Origin of the sequence: Halomonas sp. PGE1 (assembly GCF_013000985.1) — a bacterium.
Lineage (GTDB): Bacteria > Pseudomonadota > Gammaproteobacteria > Pseudomonadales > Halomonadaceae > Halomonas > Halomonas alkalicola.
Genome location: NZ_CP053032.1, coordinates 2,769,492 through 2,789,919, shown reverse-complemented (window position 1 = coordinate 2,789,919; position 20,428 = coordinate 2,769,492). Strand labels below are relative to the sequence as shown.

The window sequence follows — 20,428 nt, the reverse complement described above, 5'->3', positions numbered from 1 at the left end:
CTATGATGCGGCCTCCTGACGCTGAGGATGCCCCGTGACCACCAGCCCGACCCTGCGACTCGACGGCATCGGCATCGGCACGCTATCGGATGTGTCGCTGGCCGTCCCTCCCGGTGATATCCACTGCCTCTCCGGCCCCAGCGGCTCCGGCAAGAGCCGGCTGCTGCGTGCTGTGGCCGACCTCGAGCCCCATGCCGGCCAGGTGTGGCTGGGAGAGCTCGCCCAGTCGTCGCTGCCCGCCCATGCCTGGCGCGCCCGGGTGATGCTGGTGCCGGCGGAGAGCCAGTGGTGGGCGGACAGGGTCGGCGAGCACCTTCCGGCGCCTCCCGCCGCCGAGGACCTGGCGGCGCTCGGCTTCGAGGCCGCCGTTCTGGACTGGCAGGTGTCCCGTCTCTCCTCGGGCGAGAAGCAGCGCCTGGCGCTCCTGCGGGCCCTCGGCCAGGCGCCCTCGGCGCTGCTGCTCGATGAACCCACGGCCAACCTCGACGAGGCCACTACCCGCCGCGTCGAGGCGTGGCTGGTCGAGCGTATTCGCCGGTGCGGCTGGCCGGTGATCTGGGTGGCCCACGACCGCAACCAGATCGCCCGGGTGGCGAACTGCCACTGGCGGATCGACGGCAGCGAGCTTCGGGCCGAGGAGGTGGCGCCATGGAGGTGATCCCGCTGGCCTGGTGGCAGCTGGCGCTGGCCGCGCTGATGGTGGTGGGGCTGGCCGGCTGCACCGCGGCCCTGCGCCTGGGGATGAGCCGCAGCCTGCTGATTGCCGCGCTGCGCACGGTGATCCAGCTGGGGCTGATCGGCCTGGTGCTGGAGGCGCTGTTCGCCGCCGAACGGCTGCTGTGGGTGGTGCTGATGGCGCTGGCCATGCTGCTGATCGCCGGCCGGGAGGTGATGGCGCGGCAGAAGCGGCGCCTCGGCGGCGGCTGGGCCTTCGGTATCGGCACCCTGGCGATGTTCCTCTCCTCGTTCACGGTGACCGTGCTGGTCCTGACCGTGATCATCGGCCCCGACCCCTGGTATCGGCCCCAGTACGCCATTCCGCTGCTGGGGATGCTGCTCGGCAACACCATGACCGGCGTGGCCCTGGCGCTGGACCGCCTCACCGACAGCGCCTGGCGCCAGCGGGCGGTAATCGAGAACCGCCTGATGCTCGGCCAGCCCTGGCAGGTGGCGATCGGCGACATTCGCCGCGAGGCGATGCGCAGCGGCCTGATGCCGATGATCAACGCCATGGCCGCCGCCGGCGTGGTCAGCCTGCCGGGGATGATGACCGGCCAGATCCTGGCCGGCACCGCCCCGGGGCTGGCGGTGAAGTATCAGATCCTGATCATGTTCGCGATCACCCTGGGCACCGGTTTCGGCACCCTGGCGGCGGTGGCCGCGGGCAGCCGGCGGCTCTTCGACGACCGCGAGCGGCTGCGTCTCGACCGCCTGGTGGCGCCGCGGCGCTGATCAGGGGTGGGAGAGGAACGCCGCCACGATGGCCACGAGTGCTTCGGGGCACTCCCGGTGGGGAACGTGACCGCAGGCGAGGATGCACGATTCGGAGGGGCCGGCGCTGAGCCTGGCGATATGGCGGGCCTGCTCCGGGGAGCCGAACTCGTCCCTCTCCCCATGGATCGCCAGGACAGGGCAGCTCACCCGGGGCAGGGCGTCATCCAGGTGCCAGTCGCTGAAGGCCTCGGTCTGCCAGGTGTCGACCCAGGCACGCAGCACCCAGTGTGCCCGATCGCCGTGGTAGCGGGCCAGGCGCGCCAGTTGCTCGGGGGCGCGGAAGGCCGCCTCGGCCTCGCGGATGCCGGCCAGGATGCGCGGCTCCATGTAGGCCAGGGCCGCCACGGTGATCAGCGCCTCGCAGCCGTCGGCGTACTGCCCCGCCGCCTCGATGGCCATGCCGCCGCCCACGCTGTGGCCGAGCAGCACGAAGCGCTCGAGCCCCAGCGCCTCGCGCAGCGCGGCGAAGGTGGTGCGCGCCTCGTCGGCGATGAAGGTGGTGGGCAGCTGGCCGGGGTAGGGGGCGGAGCGTCCGAACCCCAGGCGGTCATAGGCGATCACCTCGCGGCCGGTAGCCTCCGCCAGCCGTTCGGGAAAGCCGCGCCACAGCGCCACGCAGCCCAGCGAATCGTGCAGCAGCACGATGGGGCTCTGCGCCGCCGACGTCGTCTCTGGCCGCCAGCGGACGGCGTGGATGCCGCCCGCCGGGGTCTCTAGGGTGAGGACCTCCATCAGTCGATCAGCTCGACCGCCACCGCGGTGGCCTCGCCGCCGCCGATGCACAGGCTCGCGATGCCGCGCTTGCCGCCGCGGGTGCGCAGGGCGTGGATCAGGGTGGCGATGATGCGCGAGCCGGTGGACCCGATGGGGTGGCCCTGGGCGCAGGCGCCGCCGAAGACGTTGACCTTGTCGTGGGGGATGTCGAGCCCGTCCATGGCCAGCAGGGTGACCACCGCGAAGGCCTCGTTGATCTCGAACAGGTCGACGTCATCCACGCCCCAGCCGAGCGTCTTCATCAGCTTGTCGATGGCACCCACCGGAGCGATGGTGAACTCGCTGGGGTGCTGGGAGTGGGTGCTGTGGCCCAGCATGCGCGCGAGCGGCTTGGCGCCGAGGCGATCCGCCGCTGCCTGGCTGGCCAGGATCAGCGCCGAGGCGCCGTCGGAGATGGAGCTGGAGTTCGCCGCGGTGATGGTGCCCTCCTTGGCGAAGGCGGGGCGCAGCGAGCGAATCTTGTCCAGCTTGGCCTGGAAGGGCTGCTCGTCGTGGCTCACCACGCTCTCGCCTTGGCGGGTGGTGACGGTGACCGGGGCCATCTCGGCGTCCAGGTGACCGGCATTGGTGGCCGCCATGGCGCGCTCCAGCGAGGCGATGGCGAAGTCGTCCAGGCGCTCGCGGCTGTAGTCGCGGGCGCTGGCGACGTCCTGGGCGAAGACCCCCATCAGCTTGCCGGTCTCGGCGTCCTCCAGGCCGTCGAGGAACATGTGGTCCTTCAACTCCCCATGGCCCAGGCGGTAGCCGGTGCGCGCCTTGGTCAGCACGTGGGGGGCGTTGGACATGGACTCCATGCCGCCGGCCAGCATCACCTCGGCGCTGCCGGCGCGGATCAGGTCGTAGGCCAGCATGGTGGCCTTCATGCCGGAGCCGCACAGCTTGTTGATGGTGGTGGCGCCGATGGCATCGGGAATGCCGGCCTGGCGCATGGCCTGGCGGGCCGGACCCTGCTTGACGCCGCCGGGCAGCACGCAGCCGAGGATGCCCTCGTCGATGCTGGCGGCCTCGATGCCGGCGCGCTCGATGGCGGCGCGGATGGCGACGGCGGCGAGCTCGGGCGCGGTCATGCTCGACAGGCTGCCGAGCATGCCCCCCATGGGGGTGCGGGCGGCGGAGAGGAAGACGATATCGCTGGAGTGGCTCATGGTGATTCTCCCGATGTGGCGTGCGGTTCCCGGTGGAGCCGCCTTGTGATTGTAAGTCGAGATCGCGGGTTGGCCCGCGCTGCGTTGACCCGCTGGCGGGGCTGTGCTTTTCTCAGGGTCAACCAAGCAAGCGCTAGTGTAAACGTCGATGAATGTAGTGAATGAGTCACCGCGCCGCAAGGAACTGACCCGCCAGGCCGCCCAGCTGTTCGTCCAGGAGGGCTTCGACCGCACCACGGTGCGCATGCTGGCCCAGGAGATGGGCATCAAGTCCGGCAGCCTCTTCCATCATTTCCGCGACAAGCAGGAGATCCTCGCGGCGGTGATCGAGGAGGGGACCCAGAATGCTCTGGTCATCGCCCGCGAGGCCCTGGCCCGCTGCGACAGCAGCGCCGACGCCCGGCTGCACGCCATGGCGCGCGCCCATCTGGAGACCCTACTCACAGACCGCAACGCCCACGTGGTAGCGCTCTACGAGTGGCGCCGCCTCGACCCCGATGCCCGCGCCCACCTGAGCCACCTGCGTGACGCCTACGAGGAGCTCTGGGAGCAGGTGATCGACGAGGCCCTGGCCGAGGGGCTGATCCACGGCGACCGCTTCCTGGTGTCGCGCTTCGTGATGGGCGCGCTCAACTGGACGGTGCGCTGGTACGACCCCGCAGGGCCTCGCACCCCCGACGACCTGGCCGACGAGCTGGTGGCGATGATCACTCGTCGTCCCGCCTGAGCCGCTCACCGCGCTTCCTCGCCGCCCCTTTCCTCGCCGCCCCTTTCCTCGCCGCCCCTTTCCTCACCGCCCCTTCACCTGCCCGCCGCTGTCCGCCCCCGAGCCGCCCTCCGGCGGCTCGCTCGACCATGGTCTAGTCGCTTCACGAGCTCCCGCCCTTGCCCTGTTCGCGAGGAGTCGCTAGCTTGGACCTAGCGCTTGATAGGTTGACGCTTACGTTAACTGAATCTATCCAGAGAGCCTACAACAACCATAAACCGCCAGATGAGGACCGTCATGAGCCCGCAAGCGAGCCTGCCCGACTATCGCGCCTACCTCGAGACCTTCTCCGTCGATGAGATGATCGCCCGCCTGGACGATCACCGTGACGGCAAGGCCAACGCCTTCGAATCCTGCTGCGGGCGCCACCTGCGCGCCGGCCGCGGCGATGTGCTGGCGCTGGTCCAGGAGGACACCCAGGGCAACGTCAACACCCTGACCTACGCCGAGCTGGAGGCCGAGAGCGCCCGGCTCGCCGGCTGGTTCGCCGAGCAGGGCCTGGGGGTGGGCGACCGCATCGCCTGCATGCTGCCGCGCTCCCCGCAGCTGCTGGTGGCGGTGCTGGCAACCTGGCGCATCGGCGCCGTCTACCAGCCGCTGTTCACCGCCTTCGGCCCGGACGCCGTGGACTACCGCCTGGGGCGCGCCGACACCAAGCTGGTGATCACCGATCACGCCAACCGCTTCAAGTTCGACGGCCTGACCCAGTGCCCGCCGGTGCTGGCGGTGGGCGGCCCGGACGCCGATCACGCAGGCGACCTGGACTGGGCCGATGCGCTGGCCCACTCGCCGATCGAGGCCAGCCCGCCGCGCCTGGGTCGCGACGCGCCCTTCCTGCAGATGTTCACCTCCGGCACCGTGGGCAAGCCCAAGGGGGTGGCGGTGCCGCTGGCCGCCATGACCGCCTTCGCCCTCTACATGGAGCTGGCCGTGGACCTGCGCGAGAGCGACCGCTTCTGGAACATGGCCGACCCGGGCTGGGCCTACGGCCTCTACTACGCCATCGCAGGTCCCCTGCTGCTGGGGGTGACCACCCACTTCTGCGAGGCGGGCTTCAGCGCCGAGGGGGCACTCGCCTTCATGAAGCGCCACCGCATCACCAACTTCGCCGCCGCGCCCACCGCCTATCGCCTGATGAAGGCCTCGGGGCTGTTCGACAACGCCCACGAGACGCTGTCGCTGCGCGCCGCGAGCTCCGCCGGCGAGCCGCTCAACACCGAGGTGGTGACCTGGGTGGAGCGCTCCCTGGGCTGCCCGGTCATGGACCACTACGGCCAGACCGAGACCGGCATGACCTGCAACAACCACCACGCCCTCGACCATCCCAAGCACGTCGGCGCCATGGGCGTGCCGATGCCGGGCTACCGCCTGGCGATCCTCGACGCCGAGTACAACGAGCTGCCCCCGGGCGAGCCGGGCGTGCTGGCGGTGGACATCAAGAACTCCCCGGCGCACTTCTTCGCCGGCTACACCTGGCAGGAGAAGCACCCCTTCGCCGAGGGCTACTACCTGACCGGTGACGTGGTGATCAGAAACGAGGACGGCACCTTCCAGTTCGCCGGCCGTGACGACGACATCATCACCACCGCCGGCTACCGGGTCGGGCCCACCGACGTGGAGAACAGCGTGATGACCCATCCGGCGGTGGCCGAGTCCGCCGCCGTGGGCCAGCCTGACGAGATCCGTGGCGAGATCATCAAGTCCTACGTGGTGCTGCGCGAGGGCTTCGAGGCAAGCGAGCAGCTGGCCGACGAGATCCGTCAGCAGGTCCGCGAGCGGCTCTCCACCCACGCCTTCCCGCGGGTGATCGAGTTCGTCGATGAGCTGCCCAAGACCCCGAGCGGCAAGATCCAGCGCTTCAAGCTGCGTGCCGATGCCGTCGAAAAGGCCGACGCGGCGCCGGCCAAGTAACCCAAGGACCCCGATATGCACGTCAAGGACAATACCTTTCTGATCACCGGTGCCGCCTCCGGGCTGGGGGCGGCCACCGCCGAACGCCTGGTCGCCGCGGGCGGCCGGGTGGTGCTCTGCGACCTCTCCGACGCCGTAAAGGCCCACGCCGAGCGCCTGGGCGACGCCGCCCGGGCGGTACGCGGCGATGTCACCTCCGGTGACGACATCCAGGCCGCCGTGGACGCCGCCGTCGAACTCAGCGGCGGCCGCGGCCTCGCGGGTGTAGTGCACTGCGCCGGCGTGGTCAGCGTGGCCAAGCTGGTCGACCGCGAGGGCAACCCCGCCGATCTGGACGCCTACGCCCGCACCATCAACATCAACCTGGTGGGCACCTTCAACGTGATGCGCCTGGCCGCCGCCGCCATGGCGAAGAATGCGCCGGGCGAGGAGGGCGAGCGCGGGGTGATCATCAACGTCGCCTCCATTGCCGCCATGGACGGCCAGGTGGGGCAGTGCGCCTACAGCGCCTCCAAGGCCGGCGTGGTGGGCATGAGCCTGCCCGCGGCCCGGGAGCTCTCGCGCCACGGCGTGCGGGTGATGGCCATCGCCCCCGGGGTGTTCGAGACCCCGATGATGAGCGAGATCCCCGACGAGGCGGCTCAGGCCCTGGCCGCCGCCGTGCCCTTCCCCAAGCGGCTCGGCAGGCCCGAGGAGTTCGCCCGCCTGGCCGAGCAGATCATCACCAACGTGATGCTCAACGGTGAGGTGATCCGCCTCGACGGCGGTATCCGCATGCAGTAGAAGAGAAATCAAACGAACGCTTGACTCTCGAGGCGGTGGCGGCTAATTTCAAACGCATGTTTGAAAGCGGCCGCCGCCGCCTTCGCGTCCCTATGACTCGGTGCCCCACGTGGCCCGGCCGTGGAACTGGAGAGATCGAGATGCCCGACTATCAGGCCCCCCTGCGCGATATCCGCTTCGTGATGGACGAGATGCTGGACTACCCGGCCCATTACGCCCGCCTGCCCGGCGGCGAGGAGGCCAGCCCCGACGTGGTGGCGGCGATTCTCGAGGAGGGCGCTCGCTTCGCCCGCGAGGTGCTGCTGCCGCTGAACCAGAGCGGCGATCGCGAGGGCTGCCTGCTGGAGGGCGGCGAGGTGAAGGCGCCCAAGGGCTTCAAGGAGGCCTACGCCCAATACGTGGAAGGTGGCTGGCCGAGCCTCGCCGCCGACCCCGCCCACGGCGGCCAGGGCCTGCCGCACTCGCTGGCCATGGTGCTCAACGAGATGATCTGCTCCACCAACCTGGCCTGGGGCATGTACCCGGGGCTCTCCCACGGCGCCGCCGACGCCCTGCGCCACCACGGCACCGAGGAGCAGCAGGCCACCTACCTGACCAAGCTCGTCGAGGGCACCTGGACCGGCACCATGTGCCTGACCGAGCCCCACTGCGGCACCGATCTCGGCCTGATCAAGACTCGCGCCGTGCCCACCGATGACGGCGCCTATGCGATCACCGGCACCAAGATCTTTATCTCCGCCGGCGAGCACGACCTGGCCGAGAACATCGTCCACCTGGTGCTGGCCAAGCTGCCCGACGCCCCCGAGGGCTCCAAGGGCATCTCGCTGTTCGTGGTGCCCAAGTTCATGCCCAACGAGGCGGGGGAGCCCGGCGAGCGCAACGGCGTGGTGTGCGGCTCGCTCGAGCACAAGATGGGCATCCACGGCAACGCCACTTGCGTGATGAACTTCGATGCGGCGAAAGGCTTCCTGGTGGGCGCACCCAACAAGGGCCTGGCCTGCATGTTCACCATGATGAACGCCGCCCGCATCGGCGTCGGCATCCAGGGCCTCGGCCTCACCGAGGCGAGCTTCCAGAACGCCCTGGCCTACGCCCGCGACCGCCTGCAGATGCGCGCGCTCTCCGGTCCCAAGGCGCCGGAGAAGGCCGCCGACCCGATCATCGTCCACCCGGACGTGCGTCGCATGCTGCTGACCCAGAAGGCCTTTGCCGAGGGTGGCCGGATGCTGACCCTCTACACCGCCCAGATGATCGACGTCGTCGAGCACGGCACCGATGCCGTCGAGCGCGAGCGCGCCGAGACCCTGCTGGGCCTGCTGACCCCCATCGTCAAGGCGTTCCTCACCGAGGCGGGCTTCGAGGCCACCAACGAGGGCGTGCAGGTCTTCGGCGGCCACGGCTTTATCCAGGAGTGGGGCATGGAGCAGCTGGTGCGCGATGCGCGCATCACCCGCCTCTACGAGGGCACCACCGGCATCCAGGCCCTCGATCTGCTCGGCCGCAAGGTGTTGATGAGCCAGGGCGAGAGCCTCAAGGTCTTCACCAAGGAGATTCACAAGTTCTGCCAGGCCGAGGAGGGCGCGAGCGAGCTGGCCGAATTCGTGCGCCCGCTGGCCAAGCTCAACGCCGAGTGGGGCGAGCTGACCATGAGCATCGGCATGAAGGCCATGTCCGACCGCGAGGAGGTGGGCGCGGCCAGCGTCGACTACCTGATGTACTCGGGCTACGTGACCCTGGCCTACCTGTTTGCCCGCGCCGCGAAGCAGGCCCGCCTGGCACTCGCCGAGGGCAGCGATGAGGCCGCCTTCTACCGCGCCAAGCTCGATACCGCACGCTTCTTCTTCCAGCGCCTGGTGCCGCGCACCCGCACCCACAAGGCCGCTATCGAGGCCGGCGCCGAGTCGCTGATGGCGATCAGCGCCGAGGATTTCGGCCTGGGCTTCGAGATCTAGCACTCTCTCGGTCGCAAGGAAGTTCGACTTCCAGGACGATCGGTGGCTTGGCGGCGGGGGCTCCCCGCCGCTTTTTTTATTGTCGACTTTCCTGTCGCCGCGCTGGTTCAGGGGGCGTGGGCGAGGCATCATGTGTCGCCCCGATCCTGACCCACAAGGATTCCCGCCAGCATGACCGCGACTTCCCACCTGGATAACGCCCTGGCCTCCCTGACAGGGGAGAACCCCCTGGAGGCCTGCCTGGACGCCCTGTTCGGCTGGCTGCGTGCCGGCGAACCCGAGCGGGTCGGCGAGCGCCTCGAGGCGCTGATGCAGGCGCTGGACGACGACCCGGAGCGGGCCCGCATCCTGGCCGAGGGCATCCTCGGGCGGTTCTCCGAGCTCGAGATCTACCCGTCGCTGGTACGGCTGGGGATCCTCTCGCGGGAAGGGCTGTTCAGCGAGATGTCCACCCGGCTCTATGATCGGCTGAACCCGCCGCCGGTGGACCTGGACGACTCCAGTGATCTGCTGGCAAGCCTGATCACCCGCCATGACAAGCCCTGGCTCGAGGCCCTGCCGGCCCATGGCTGGCTGCGCCTCGGCCGCGTGCTGCTGGCCGCCCTGGATGACGACACCCGCCGCCGGGTCCGCGTGCACCTGCAGGAGGAGTGCCTCTATGCCCTGGAGATGCTGGCCATCTGGGTGGCGGCGGAGGAGCTCGACCCCGAGCTGATGCGCATCGACGAGCGGCTGACCCGCATCGACTCCCCCTTCATCGCCCTGCAGCGGGAGGTCCACGCCTTCGTGGAGTTCCGGGACACGGCGGCGGGGGAGACGCGAAGGGACGACTATCCGGCCATCGACCACCTCTGGGTGATGCTCGAGCAGTGCAACGACCAGGTGGCCCGCTTTCGTCGGCGCGGGGCCGGCAGCCTAGGCTCCTCGGTCAATGCCTCCTACCTGATCGAACGGCTCGAGGACACTCTGAAGCGCATCGAGCGGCTGATCCTGCTGACCAGCCCGCAGCCGCGGATCGCCTGCACCCGCAGCGGCCTCGCGCTGTGGCGGGAGCTGTTGCTGGCGACCGCGGAGAAGGGCAGCCTGCGCGCGGTGTGGAAGAAGAGCACCCGGATGATGTCGCGCAGCATCACCCAGAACAAGAGCGACCACGGCGAGCGCTATATCTCCCGGGACATGCGCAGCTACCTGGGCCTGCTGGGCACCGCCGCCGGGGCCGGGGTGATCATCGCCGTGATGGCGCTGATCAAGATCACCATCGAATCCTGGGGGCTCTCGCCGCTGCCCCAGGCCCTGCTGGTGAGCCTCAACTACGGCCTGGGCTTCGTGCTGGTCCACCTGCTGCACTTCACCATCGCCACCAAGCAGCCCGCCATGACGGCGGCGAGCTTCGCCGCCGAGGTGGAGCGCAACCGCCGCGGCCGATCCGTCAGCCGCAAGCTGGGCAGGCTGCTGCTGGACGTGAACCGCTCCCAGTGGGCGGCCGTGTGGGGCAACGTCTGCGCGGCGCTGGCCACCGCCCTGGTGATCACCTCGGCGGCCATGGCGGTCAGCGGTAGCGCCCTGTTGGCCAGCGACCAGATCGCTTACCAGCTCAGGGCCATCTCGCCGGTTCAGAGCCTGGCCCTGCTCTACGCGGCGATCGCCGGCGTCTGGCTGTTCTGCTCCGGGATCATCGCCGGCTTCTTCGACAACCGCGCCGACCATATCCAGCTGGGGCGGCGGCTCATGGGCCATCCCGCCCTCCAGCGCCTCTCGCCGGCGCGACGCCAGCGCCTCGCCCACTATCTGCACGAGAACTACGGGGCGCTTGCCGGCAACTTCCTGTTCGGCGTGCTGCTGGGCATGACCGGCTACCTGGGCCATCTGCTGGGCCTGCCGCTGGATATCCGCCACGTGGCCTTCTCCTCCGCCAACCTCGGCTACGCCAGCTTCAGCGACTTCCAGGGCGTGGGACTCTTCCTGATCGGCCTGCTGTTCGTGATGATGATCGGCTTCGTCAATCTCTGGGTCAGTTTCTCCCTGGCGCTGATGGTGGCGCTGCGCTCGCGCGCCTGCCGGATCGAGCCGGGCGTGCTGCTGGCCGGCGTCTGGGAGGAGATCCGCCGCGAGCCGCTGCGCCTCTTCCTGCCGGCGGTGCTTTCCGGCAGGAAGAGCGGCCAGGGAGAGGCGCGCCAGTAGCGCTGGAAGGCCATCGAACGGCTAGCTCCCCGTCAACGGCCGGGCTCCACTACCCTGAAGGCTGACCGACGGCGGCGGGCGCTGCGTCCGCCGCCCGCCATCCAGCAGGAAAGGAGAGCCAAGTGCCGCCATATGACGACGTCACCATTGATACCTTTCGCACCCGCCTGGCGAGCGGCGAGAGCCAGCCGCTCGACTGGTGGCACGCCAGCCGCGAGCGCATCGCCACCCGCGAACCCCAGGTGCTGGCCTGGCAGCACCTGGCCGATGCGCCCCCGCCGCCGCCCGTGGCCGGCGGGCCCCTCGCCGGGGTGCCGGTGGGCATCAAGGACATCATCGACACCCGCGACATGCCGATCGGCTGGGGCACCGACTACCTGCACAGCCCCGGCGCCCTGATGGATGCGGCCCTGGTGAGCCTCTTGCGCGAACAGGGCGCGCTGATCATGGGCAAGACCGTCTCCACCGAGCTTGCCTACTTCACCCCGGGGCGCACCCGCAATCCCCTCGACCCCGAACGCACCCCCGGTGGCTCTTCGAGCGGCTCTGCTGCGGCGGTGGCGGACGGCATGGTGCCGCTCGCCTTCGGCACCCAGACCGCCGGCAGCATCATCCGCCCGGCCAGCTTCTGCGGCGTCTTCGGCTTCAAGCCCACCTTCGACCTGATCAGCCCCGCCGGCATCAAGGCCTTCTCGCCCTCGCTGGATACCCTGGGCTGGTTCGCCCGCCGTATCGACGACATCTGCACCACCTTCTCGGCGCTGACCCGGGCCCCGACGATACCGGCGCTGGCGAGCCTGGCCGGGGTGCGGGTGGGACTGCGCAGCCTGCCCGGCGACGAGACGCTCTCCCCCGAGGTTCGCCAGGCCCTGGACGAGGTGGCCGGACGCCTCGAGCGCGCCGGCGCCGAGGTGGTGCCGCTGCCGCCGGATGGCCGTTTCGATGCCCTGGTCGAGGAGCAGAAAATAGTGGGTATACGGATTTAATGGTTGATGGGGCACCTTCACCCCATCAATCTGATACCACCCTCAGATGGTTGATAGATCGACTCCGTAGTTGAGTTCCTCTGCGAAGTCCGGCAGTCCGTAACCGATGGTTTTCTTGTAGAAAGGAGAGACCTTCGCAGTCGGTGCCTTCTTCTTGTGCTTCGTGGTGTAGAGCATTCGTGCCCGCATCACCTCGAAGGAGTAACCGCGCCCTTCACGGTTCTTGTCCTTGGCCAGTCGGTTGATGGACTCCGTGTAAGCGTTGGTGACGGGCATGTCCGTCTCGAAGTAGGTCATGGTCTCTTCGCGCCAGTTTCCCACTGCCCTGACCAGATCGCTCCAGACTTCCTTTTGGCCCTTCGGGATGGTGGCTATCCACTCGTCCAGGGCGGCTTCTGCCTGGAGCCGTGTGGTGGCGTCCCAGATGCCGTAGAAGCGCTCCTTGTGCTCGTAGGCGGCCAGCAGTTGCGGGAACGCGCCTGTCCAGGTCTCCATGATGAGGCGCTCCCGGTCTGAGACTTCGTGAGCGCGTTTCAGCAGGATTTTCCGGTCTCCCTTGAGAGTCCGGCTCTGGGACGGTTTCAGCTCCTTTCTGAGGCCCTTGCGCACTCTCTCTAGGGCATCGTTGGCCATGCGCACCACATGGAACTTATCGACCACGATACGGGCCTGGGGCAGCACAGCCTTGACCGCTACCCGGTAGGGGTTCCACATGTCCATGCTGACGATCTCGACCTTCTGCCGGTCTTTCAGCTTCATCAGGTAGTTGGTCACCACGTCCTGGCGGCGGGTGGCCAGCAGGTCGAGCAGGGTTCGCTCCTCAATGTTGGTCAGAATGCAGCGGTAGCGCTTGTTCAGGTATAGCTCGTCAATGCCCAGGATGCGGGGCGTCTCGAAGCGGTGCCAGCGCCCCAGGAACTCGGCGCGGGCGTTGAAGATGTCGCGCACCGTCTTCTCGTCCAGGCCGGTCTGTGCCGCCACAAAGGTGTAGGGGTGGTTGAAGGATTCCTTCTCCACGTACTCATGCAGCCGCAGTGTCATACGGAATCCGTCCACCATCTCCGGTAGCTGGGGCCTGAATGTTGTCTTGCAGGCCCGGCAGGTGTATCGGCGGCGGACCACCCAGAGAGTGACCCGCTTGCCGTGGATGGGCAGATCACGATAGGGAACGTCACGCTTGCCGAACCGTACGAACCGGTAGTTGTCAAGGAATCTGTCGCCTCTGAGGTCATTCAGGCCACCTGTTTTTCCGGTTCGGCGACGGTGACCTGGAGCTCCCGCTCCGGGTTGAGTGACACGGTACCGATCGGCGTCCAGTTGCGGGTCTTGCCGCTCCATCGCGCAGGGTTGGCGTCACGCGCCGCCTGATTGATGACGTGGCGCTTGGCCAGCACCTCCTTATCTTCGCCCGCATGGCGCTGTGCCGGTGTCACCAAGCGAATGCCGCTGTGCCGGTGCTCGTGGTTGTACCACTGCACGAAGCCAGCCACCCACTCGCGGGCGTTGTCGAGCGTGGCGAACCCGTCAGTGGGGTAGCAGGGGCGGTACTTGCAGGTGCGGAACAGCGCCTCTGAGTAGGGATTGTCGTTGCTGACCCGCGGTCGGCTGAAGGATGGCGTGATGCCGAGCTCGTGAAGCTTCTCCAGCAGCGTCGCACCCTTGAACGGGCTGCCGTTGTCCGCGTGAAGCACCAGCGGCTGGTCAATGATCCGCTCGGCCAGCACGGCCCGCTCCAGTACGGTGCGGGAGTTGTAGGCCGACTCGGCCAGGAACACCTCCCAACTGGTGATCTTGCGGCTGAAGATGTCGACCATCATGACCAGGTAGTAGTGCTGTCCCTTGATCGGGCCGCCCAGCCACGTGCAATCCCACGACCACACCTGATTCGGCGCAGTGGCCTGGTAGGTCGTGGGCTTGGCGCGGCGTTGAGGTGGCTTGGCACGGCCCCGATGCACCATTTCGTGGTGCTTGCGCATCACGCGGTAGAACGACGAGGATGAGGCCAAGTAGCGCTGCTCCTCGTCGAACAGGCGCACCACGATCTGCTCTGGCGGCAGGCTGGCGTACTCGGGGCGGTGGCACACGTCGAGGATCTCCTGTTCTTCGGCCGGTGTTAGCGCGTTAGCCGGCACCGGCCGGCCGACCAAAGGGCGCTGGTCCTCGTGCAGCTCGCCGCCGCGCGTCCAGCGCTGGTACGTCCTGGCGGTGATGCCCAGCTCTCGGCAGGCGGCCTCCAGGCGGGCCCCCTGGGCCCTGGCCTCTTCGATCAGCGCGATGGCGCGTTGGCGATCTGGGGTGCTGATCATGCGTCCTCGTCCCCCCAGATCGCCCTCGCCTTTTTTCTGAGGGCCAGTAACGCTGCGGTCTCCGCCAGGGCCTCGTTCTTGCGGGCGAGTTCCTTTTCCAGCGCCTTGATGCGCTTGCGCTGTTGCTTGGCCTCGTCGGCTTCACGCTGGCGTTCCGAGTGCGAGAGGCTGGCGGCTTGCTCGCAGTCATGCCGCCACCGCCCCAGCTGTTCGGGGAAGATGCCCCGACGGCGGCAGTATTCCGCGGTCTCCTGAGCATTCATCGAGGCGGTTTCAAGCACGGCGTTGAACTTGTCCTTGGACGACCAGCCATCGGTGCCTTTGCCCAGCGCGTCCGGCAGGCAACGTCCCTCGGCGCGGGCTTGCTTGCGCCAGGTGTAGACGGTGCCCAGCGAGATCCCTTCCTGCTCCGCGATCACCTGCGGGGAGAGGTTGTGGGGAGGCAGCAGCTTGGTGACCACGGCTTGCCGGCGCTCCTCTGAGTAACGAGGCATGAGTGTCTCCTTTCGCCCCCTGATCGGTTTATAGGAACAGGGTATCAGAGGGCACGACAGTCATCCTGACACTGGGGGCTACCAGGACGCCACCGCGCGGCTCTCTGTACCAATGTGCGTCTACGATAACCCCGGCACCACCCACTTCACCTTCAGTGACGAGCTGCACGGGCGTATCGCCCAGCTGCCCGGGGTGGCCTCGATCAAGATCCCCGGCGTTCCCGTCGAGCCAGAGGCCGCCCGGGAACGGGTGGAGCGGCTGAGAACTCTGGTGCCTGCGGGGGTGACGATAGGCGTCAGCGGCGACCCCATGGCCGCCATAGGGCTGAATGCGGGCTGTGACGCCTGGTACTCGGTGATCGGCGGCCTGTTTCCCGAGACCGCACTGGCCATCACCCGTGCCGGCCAGGCCGGTCGCGCAGAGGAAGCCTTGCGGCTAAGCCAACGTCTGGAGTCGCTGTGGGCGCTATTCCGACAGCACGGGGGGAGCCTGCGTGTGGTGGCGACCGCGGCGGAGCTTTCGAAGCTTGCCGAATCGCCCAGTCTGCCGCTACCCCTGAAGACCTTGGAGGGGCGGGAGCGACAGGCGCTGGCGGCACTGCTGGAGGAGCTTGCACTCGCCTGATCGAACCTCTGGAATGTCGGGGGCAGTGCTGGAGTCGCTCATTTCCGGTACCGCCAAGGCGCCCCCGCCCCGCCACCGGCGGCGAGCGCGATCAGTATCTGTTCAGCGTGAAAGCCACCCGCGCGCAGTGGGGGAAGAACCACTTCGACAATCTGGATGAGGTCGACCCGGTCGCGGCCATGGAGGCCTTCACGCTGCGCCGCGATATGACCAAGACCGGTATCTTCCGCGATATCGAGCCGTTCAAGTTGGTGTAGGCCGCTGGCCAGGGCCAGGCATCACAGGTATTGCTCGATGACGTCCCTGGTTTGAGCAGGTTTGAATACGGTATCGAATGCCCACTGGCCGAAGCCGCCTTGCTCGTTGACGGCTTTCACCCAGGTCTCCATGGCGGTTCGCTTCTCGGCGTTCTGCTGGCTATCCTGGCCCTTCACCTCGAGCACCAGGGTCCTGCCGTTGGTGAGACGGATCAGATAGTCGGGCACGAAGTTGCGCGAGGAGCCGCGCCACAGGTAGCGCACCTTGAAGTCGAGATGGTCGTTCTTGGCCCAGGCAGCGATGCCGGGGTGGTCCTCGCAGACGTCGGCGACCATCTTCTCCCAGGCGCTGTCGTAGACGACGTGGCTGATCTGAGAGCGCTCGGTCGGGGCGCATGGCTTGGTGGTGAGCCAGGGCCGCATGTAGGCCGTGGCCCCGATGGGCTGGTGCTCCTCGAAGATCAGCTCCTGACGCTCCACGTTCTGCTCGGTGACGTGGCGACTGACGTGCGCCACCACCGTATCCATGTTGAGGGCAAAGAGCAGCCGGCGACGCACCGGGTCCTGGTGCCAGAGGCTGGGGATATCCAGCTTGTCACTGGCCAGAAACTGCTCGACCAGCCGGATCAACTGCACCGCGAGGTACTGCTTGTCGCCGCCGAAGGTGGCCTGGTTCTGCAGGTAGAGCTTGCGCGCCGCGCGGAAGATCAGATTCTGCAGCCGGAACTCATCCACCGCTCGCTCGAGGTCGATCTCGGTGACCATGGCCAGGTTCGGAGAGCCGGTCAGCGAGGGGGCGATATCCGCGTTGAGCGGGGTCTGGGCCGGGTCGAGGGTCAGCGTGGGCACGCTCTGCCAGTCGATCACCAGCTCCGGCTTGAGCACGTTGTCGATGCGATCGACGTTGGGCCAGCGGATTTCCAGGTGGTTGCGACCAGGCTCGACTTCGATGCGCACACTTGGCTTTGGCGGCGGGGGTGCCTCGCCGCCTTCGCTGGCGTCCTGGAAGATGGAGAGCGGCACGCCGAAGACGTTGACGTACTCTGGGAGAAACTTGCGATCTGCGTCCATGTCGTGGGAGACGCGACGCAGCCCGCGCCCGATTACCTGCTCGCACAATAGCTGACTGGTGAAGGCACGCAGCCCCATGATGTGCGTGACGTTGGCGGCATCCCAGCCCTCGGAGAGCATGGCCACCGAGATGACGTTCTGAAGATACTGCCCCGGCTGGCCGCGCTTGCCGACGGTATCGACCAGGGCGCGCAGCTGTTCCTCCTGCTTCATGGCCAGCAGGTCGGCCTCCTTGTCGGCAGGCAGCTTGGCTGCCTTGATCAGGGCCTCCAGCCGGGCGGCGTACTGCTTGTCCTTGCTGCTGCTGGTTTCCCCCTGCTCGGCCTTCTCGAGCACCTTTGAGTCCACACGCAGGGTGGCATCCGGGGCCTGGGTCTCCTGGATCAGGCAGTCACCCCCGTTGAAGAAGTGCTCGATGCGCGCCGCGGTCTCGGTACGGTTGCAGACGGTGAGCATTACCGGAGGAATGCTGTGGCCGGCCTCCTGCCATTGCTGGCGGGTTTCCTTCCAGTCGTAGGCCAGCAGGGCATAGGCCTTCTGCACCAGGTCTGGCAGTGGGGCGGTGACCTCGGCTCGGCGGTTGAGGTCTTCCTTCACCTCGTCCTCGCGGTAGAGGTGATAGAGCTTGCTGGCGTAGGTCTTGGCGTTGGCCAGCGCGTCGTCGCGCACTACCACCCGTGGCGTCTTGACCAGCCCGGCCTCGATGGCGTCGTTGAGGCCGAAATCGGAGACGATCCACTCGAACAGGCCTGACTCGGTATTGCTCTTGCCGGTGGGGGCGAAGGGCGTGGCGGAGAGGTCGAAGCAGCGCCGGATACGACGGGTCTTGTGGATGCGGTCCAGCCCCTCGATCCAGCGGGTAGCCTCCTCCAGGTCGATGCCCAGCTCCTCGGCCTGCTTCTTGCTGACCTTGGATTCGGCCTGCTGGCGATAGGCGTGGTGGGCCTCGTCGTTGATCACGATGAGGTCGCGCTCGTTGGCCAGCGCCCCCAGCACGCGGCGGGTGAATGCCTCGTCGCTCTCCTTGCCCTTCTTGACCACGGAGCGGACCTGCTCCTTCAACGGCATTAGGGTGTGCCAGTTCTCGATGACGAGTTCGACTCGGTTGAGCTGCTGTCGCATGGCTTCGTTGGGGCAGAGGTTGAACTCATCAAAGACGTTCTGGGGGTGGCCTGGCTTGAGCACCTGAAGGCGACTCTTCACCGTGAGGCCGGGGGTGATGATCAGCACCGCCTTGGAGAAGCGGCGGTCCTTGGGGTAATGGATAGCGTTGAGGGTCTGCCAGGTGATGATCAGCGACATCACCGAGGTCTTGCCGGAGCCGGTGGCCATCTTGTTGCAGATGCGCTCCCAGGGACCACCATCCCCGCTGAGGAAGATGCCCTGGCGGTACTGTTCCTGCGCTTCCAGCCACCAGACCAGGGTCTCGATGGCCTCGAGCTGGCAGAAGTAGAACGGGTACTGACGCGGCCCGCCCTCCCAGCGGCAGGCCTCCGGGTCCCAGTCGCCCCGGGCATGCCAGTGCTCGAGCAGCTGGCGGGTGACGCTGGTGACGCCCGGGTAGCCATCTGCCCGCCACTCATCGATGCGCTGACGGATACGGTTGACCTGCTCCAGTGGCTCGGTGCGCTGGGTGTTGTTGCGGGTATCGAAGATCTCGTAGGCCGCGGGGCGCCTGCCCTGCTTCAAGGTCATCTGCTTGCCATCACGCTCCCAGTAGGCCGAGGGGGCATCGTAGGGCGAGTTGATGATCAGTGATCGGGTTGTCATGCGGTAACTCCTTCTACCGTGCGATAGCCCTGCTGCCGGTGGTTCGGGACATTGGGGTAGCGCAGCTCGAGCTTGCCTGCCTTCACTAGCGGGGCCACATGCCGCTCACCGATGTTCTTGGGCGAACGCTGGAGCAGCTCGGACAGCTGACGCAGCGTGAGGAAACGCCCTTGGCAGAGCTGGAGCAGTGTCGCCTGCATCGTCTCGGGCTGGGTGCGCTTGGCGGCAGCGACCGGGGCTGCGATGCGCTGCAACGCTTCCCACGCCGGGGCGTGCTCATCGGCACCGCTGCGGGGGGAGCTCCCTTCACTATGCGGGAAGGTAGCGCCCTTGTGGGGGGGAGCTCGGCTCACTATGAGGGAACATAGTGTCGGCGTGTGGGGAGCTGCTCTCCACCTTGAGGTCGGTCGGGGCGGCGAGCGACGCCGGCAGGGTGTAGTAGGCCCCCCGGCTGCGTCCATGGGGCACTAGCATGCCCTTCTCCACCAGTCCACTGAGCATCTGGGTGATATCGACCCGGTGCAGGGTCAGCATCTCCTGCAGGCGACGGTTGGTGACCTGCTGCTCCAGGGCGGCAATGACCAACGTCTGCGCCTCGTCGGGGGAGAGCGACTCGAAGGCCTGGCCGAAGCGCTGCTGCAGGTGTGCCATCACATCCTCGGGCATCACGCTGATCAGCGGCAGGGTAAGGATCACGCGATCGGGTCGCAGGGTTTCCTTCAGGCTGGGCGGCTGCCACAGGTGGGCGTGCCAGCTGCGCCGTATCTTGTCGAGGCCGGAGCCCGCCTTGTCGCCCACGCCGAGCAGCTGGAACATCAACTGCAGCGACTTGTTGCGGCACTCGCTGACGCCACCCGTCATCAACTGCTCCTGGGAAAGCAGCAGGGTGCCGGGGTTGGAGAATTCGAAGCGCTCCTTGAAGCGATCCACCACGATGCCGCCCTGGCCGGTGTGGTCGGCATGGATCAGGGCGTTGACCAGGGCCTCCTTCAGCGCCTCATGGGCATCGCTCTGGGCGCGGCGATCCGGCCGGAAGGGGACCTTGAGGGCCGGGTCATAGCCAAGCTTCTGGGCGACGCGCTGGTAGAACTGGAAGAGGTTGGCGACCCAGGTGCCATCGATGTGGATGCGGTCGCTCCAGCGGGTCTCGTCGTCCTCGGCCAGGCGCTCGCGGTAGTCGACCTGGAAGCCCGGCAGGGCGGCAGGGTCCTGGATGGCCTCGGTCTTGCCGAACATCAGCAGCCCGGCCAGGGTCAGGCCCTGCTCCCCGCTGCGGCGATCCTTGCGCCACCCACCCAGCTTGGTCAGCAGGCCGAGGTCGTTCTCGGTCAGCCAGGGGTGATCGGGCACCCGTGAGGCCACCCGATTGCGGTACTGCTGGAGAGAGGCAGTGTCGAGGTCATCGACGCCGAAGTGCTCGAGGATGCGGCTGTCGGCCGGCTGCTGTTCGAGGCGGTCGGCGAACATGCGCTGCACCTCGGCCTCGTTGCAGCGGAAGTCGCCCTCGTGGTTGCGACGGTAGCTGCCCTTGAAAGGATCGACGCCGATGTAGACTGGTCTCTCGCTGCGGGTGGCGCGGGGCACCTCTACCACCAGGATGGCATCACCCTGATAGGTCTCGACGCTGACGTGGTGCTCCTGGAGAATATTGGCGCTGACCTTCTGGGGGTTGTTGAGCGTGACCCAGAACTCTCCGCGCAGCTTATCCACATCCGCCTCGGTGAGACCGGCTGTGGATGGCCCCTCATCGCCCTCCTTCACCCCGAGGTAGAGCGTGCCCCCCGCGGTGTTGGCGAAGGCGCTGTAGGTCTCCCACAGGCTCTTGGGCAGCCCACCCTTGGCCGCCTTGTACTCGGTATCGACTCCCTCATGGCGAGCCAGCACCTCGAAGAGGCTTAGTTGCTGTGTCATGG

At 67.6% G+C, this 20,428-nt stretch carries 16 protein-coding genes and 1 pseudogene; 10 read left to right on the top strand and 7 right to left on the bottom strand.

What is annotated here, in order from left to right; genetic code table 11:
• Nucleotides 1-34 precede the first annotated feature (34 nt).
• Nucleotides 35-658 (top strand): ABC transporter ATP-binding protein, encoded by a 624-nt coding sequence (locus HIR79_RS13175; RefSeq protein ID WP_169958707.1) that lies wholly within the window; start codon nt 35-37, stop codon nt 656-658.
• Nucleotides 649-1,452 (top strand): ABC transporter permease, encoded by an 804-nt coding sequence (locus HIR79_RS13170; RefSeq protein WP_169958706.1) that lies wholly within the window; start codon nt 649-651, stop codon nt 1,450-1,452. Before HIR79_RS13175 ends, HIR79_RS13170 begins: the two co-directional genes overlap by 10 nt.
• Here the strand turns inward: HIR79_RS13170 and HIR79_RS13165 are convergent, their stop codons facing one another.
• Together HIR79_RS13165 and HIR79_RS13160 are read right to left on the bottom strand one after the other, a co-directional pair.
• The gene (locus tag HIR79_RS13165; protein WP_169958705.1) at nt 1,453-2,226 is read right to left on the bottom strand and encodes an alpha/beta fold hydrolase; all 774 of its coding nucleotides are present in this window, start codon (nt 2,224-2,226) and stop codon (nt 1,453-1,455) included. It abuts the gene before it with no gap.
• On the bottom strand, nt 2,226-3,413 hold the full coding sequence (locus tag HIR79_RS13160; protein WP_169958704.1) for an acetyl-CoA C-acyltransferase: 1,188 nt from the start codon (nt 3,411-3,413) through the stop codon (nt 2,226-2,228). The genes HIR79_RS13165 and HIR79_RS13160 overlap by 1 nt, the downstream gene beginning before the upstream one ends.
• Nucleotides 3,414-3,561: 148 nt before the next feature.
• On the opposite strand from HIR79_RS13160, the gene HIR79_RS13155 reads away from it, so the two are divergent.
• The 6 genes from HIR79_RS13155 to HIR79_RS13130 all read left to right on the top strand — a co-directional run bounded on the left by HIR79_RS13155 (nt 3,562) and on the right by HIR79_RS13130 (nt 11,992).
• Nucleotides 3,562-4,140 carry a TetR/AcrR family transcriptional regulator gene (locus tag HIR79_RS13155; protein WP_169958703.1) on the top strand — a complete coding sequence of 193 codons (579 nt, stop codon included), beginning with the start codon at nt 3,562-3,564 and terminating at the stop codon, nt 4,138-4,140.
• A 276-nt stretch (nt 4,141-4,416) separates the two neighbouring features.
• Nucleotides 4,417-6,090 carry an AMP-binding protein gene (locus tag HIR79_RS13150; protein ID WP_169958702.1) on the top strand — a complete coding sequence of 558 codons (1,674 nt, stop codon included), beginning with the start codon at nt 4,417-4,419 and terminating at the stop codon, nt 6,088-6,090.
• A gap of 15 nt (nt 6,091-6,105) precedes the next feature.
• A complete protein-coding gene (locus HIR79_RS13145) occupies nt 6,106-6,873 on the top strand; it encodes an SDR family NAD(P)-dependent oxidoreductase (RefSeq protein WP_119020485.1) in 768 nt (255 codons plus the stop codon).
• A 140-nt stretch (nt 6,874-7,013) separates the two neighbouring features.
• Entirely contained in the window at nt 7,014-8,825 is a 1,812-nt protein-coding gene (locus HIR79_RS13140) for an acyl-CoA dehydrogenase C-terminal domain-containing protein (RefSeq protein ID WP_169958701.1), read from the top strand.
• A gap of 171 nt (nt 8,826-8,996) precedes the next feature.
• Nucleotides 8,997-11,006 carry a site-specific recombinase gene (locus HIR79_RS13135; protein WP_169958700.1) on the top strand — a complete coding sequence of 670 codons (2,010 nt, stop codon included), beginning with the start codon at nt 8,997-8,999 and terminating at the stop codon, nt 11,004-11,006.
• Between the two features lie 122 nt (nt 11,007-11,128).
• Nucleotides 11,129-11,992 carry an amidase family protein gene (locus HIR79_RS13130; protein WP_169958699.1) on the top strand — a complete coding sequence of 288 codons (864 nt, stop codon included), beginning with the start codon at nt 11,129-11,131 and terminating at the stop codon, nt 11,990-11,992.
• A 42-nt stretch (nt 11,993-12,034) separates the two neighbouring features.
• Here the strand turns inward: HIR79_RS13130 and HIR79_RS13125 are convergent.
• Together HIR79_RS13125 and HIR79_RS13120 are read right to left on the bottom strand one after the other, a co-directional pair.
• Nucleotides 12,035-13,186, bottom strand: a pseudogene (locus HIR79_RS13125) (ISL3-like element ISPpu12 family transposase); the annotation flags it as partial.
• 38 nt (nt 13,187-13,224) lie between these two features.
• Nucleotides 13,225-14,792, bottom strand: a protein-coding gene (locus HIR79_RS13120; RefSeq protein WP_249322131.1) for an IS3 family transposase whose coding sequence is annotated in 2 segments (ribosomal slippage) — nt 13,225-14,327 and nt 14,327-14,792 — 1,569 coding nt in all. Because the reading frame shifts where the segments join, the coding sequence is not laid out codon by codon here.
• A gap of 43 nt (nt 14,793-14,835) precedes the next feature.
• On the opposite strand from HIR79_RS13120, the gene HIR79_RS13115 reads away from it, so the two are divergent.
• On the top strand, nt 14,836-15,417 hold the full coding sequence (locus HIR79_RS13115; RefSeq protein ID WP_349304998.1) for a dihydrodipicolinate synthase family protein: 582 nt from the start codon (nt 14,836-14,838) through the stop codon (nt 15,415-15,417).
• 107 nt (nt 15,418-15,524) lie between these two features.
• Nucleotides 15,525-15,674, top strand: coding sequence for a hypothetical protein (locus HIR79_RS13110; RefSeq protein WP_249322153.1), 150 nt, complete (start codon nt 15,525-15,527; stop codon nt 15,672-15,674).
• Nucleotides 15,675-15,695: 21 nt separating this feature from the next.
• Here the strand turns inward: HIR79_RS13110 and HIR79_RS13105 are convergent, their stop codons facing one another.
• Genes HIR79_RS13105 through HIR79_RS13100 form a run of 3 tightly spaced genes read right to left on the bottom strand, consistent with a single transcriptional unit; the run spans nt 15,696 to nt 20,426 of the window.
• Nucleotides 15,696-18,515: a BPTD_3080 family restriction endonuclease gene (locus tag HIR79_RS13105; RefSeq protein ID WP_169958697.1), complete on the bottom strand. Its 2,820-nt coding sequence runs from the start codon at nt 18,513-18,515 to the stop codon at nt 15,696-15,698.
• Nucleotides 18,512-18,769 carry a hypothetical protein gene (locus tag HIR79_RS18415; RefSeq protein ID WP_211620803.1) on the bottom strand — a complete coding sequence of 86 codons (258 nt, stop codon included), beginning with the start codon at nt 18,767-18,769 and terminating at the stop codon, nt 18,512-18,514. Before HIR79_RS18415 ends, HIR79_RS13105 begins: the two co-directional genes overlap by 4 nt.
• Before the next feature lie 55 nt (nt 18,770-18,824).
• Nucleotides 18,825-20,426 (bottom strand): RNA/DNA-binding domain-containing protein, encoded by a 1,602-nt coding sequence (locus HIR79_RS13100; RefSeq protein WP_211620800.1) that lies wholly within the window; start codon nt 20,424-20,426, stop codon nt 18,825-18,827.
• Nucleotides 20,427-20,428: the final 2 nt, after the last annotated feature.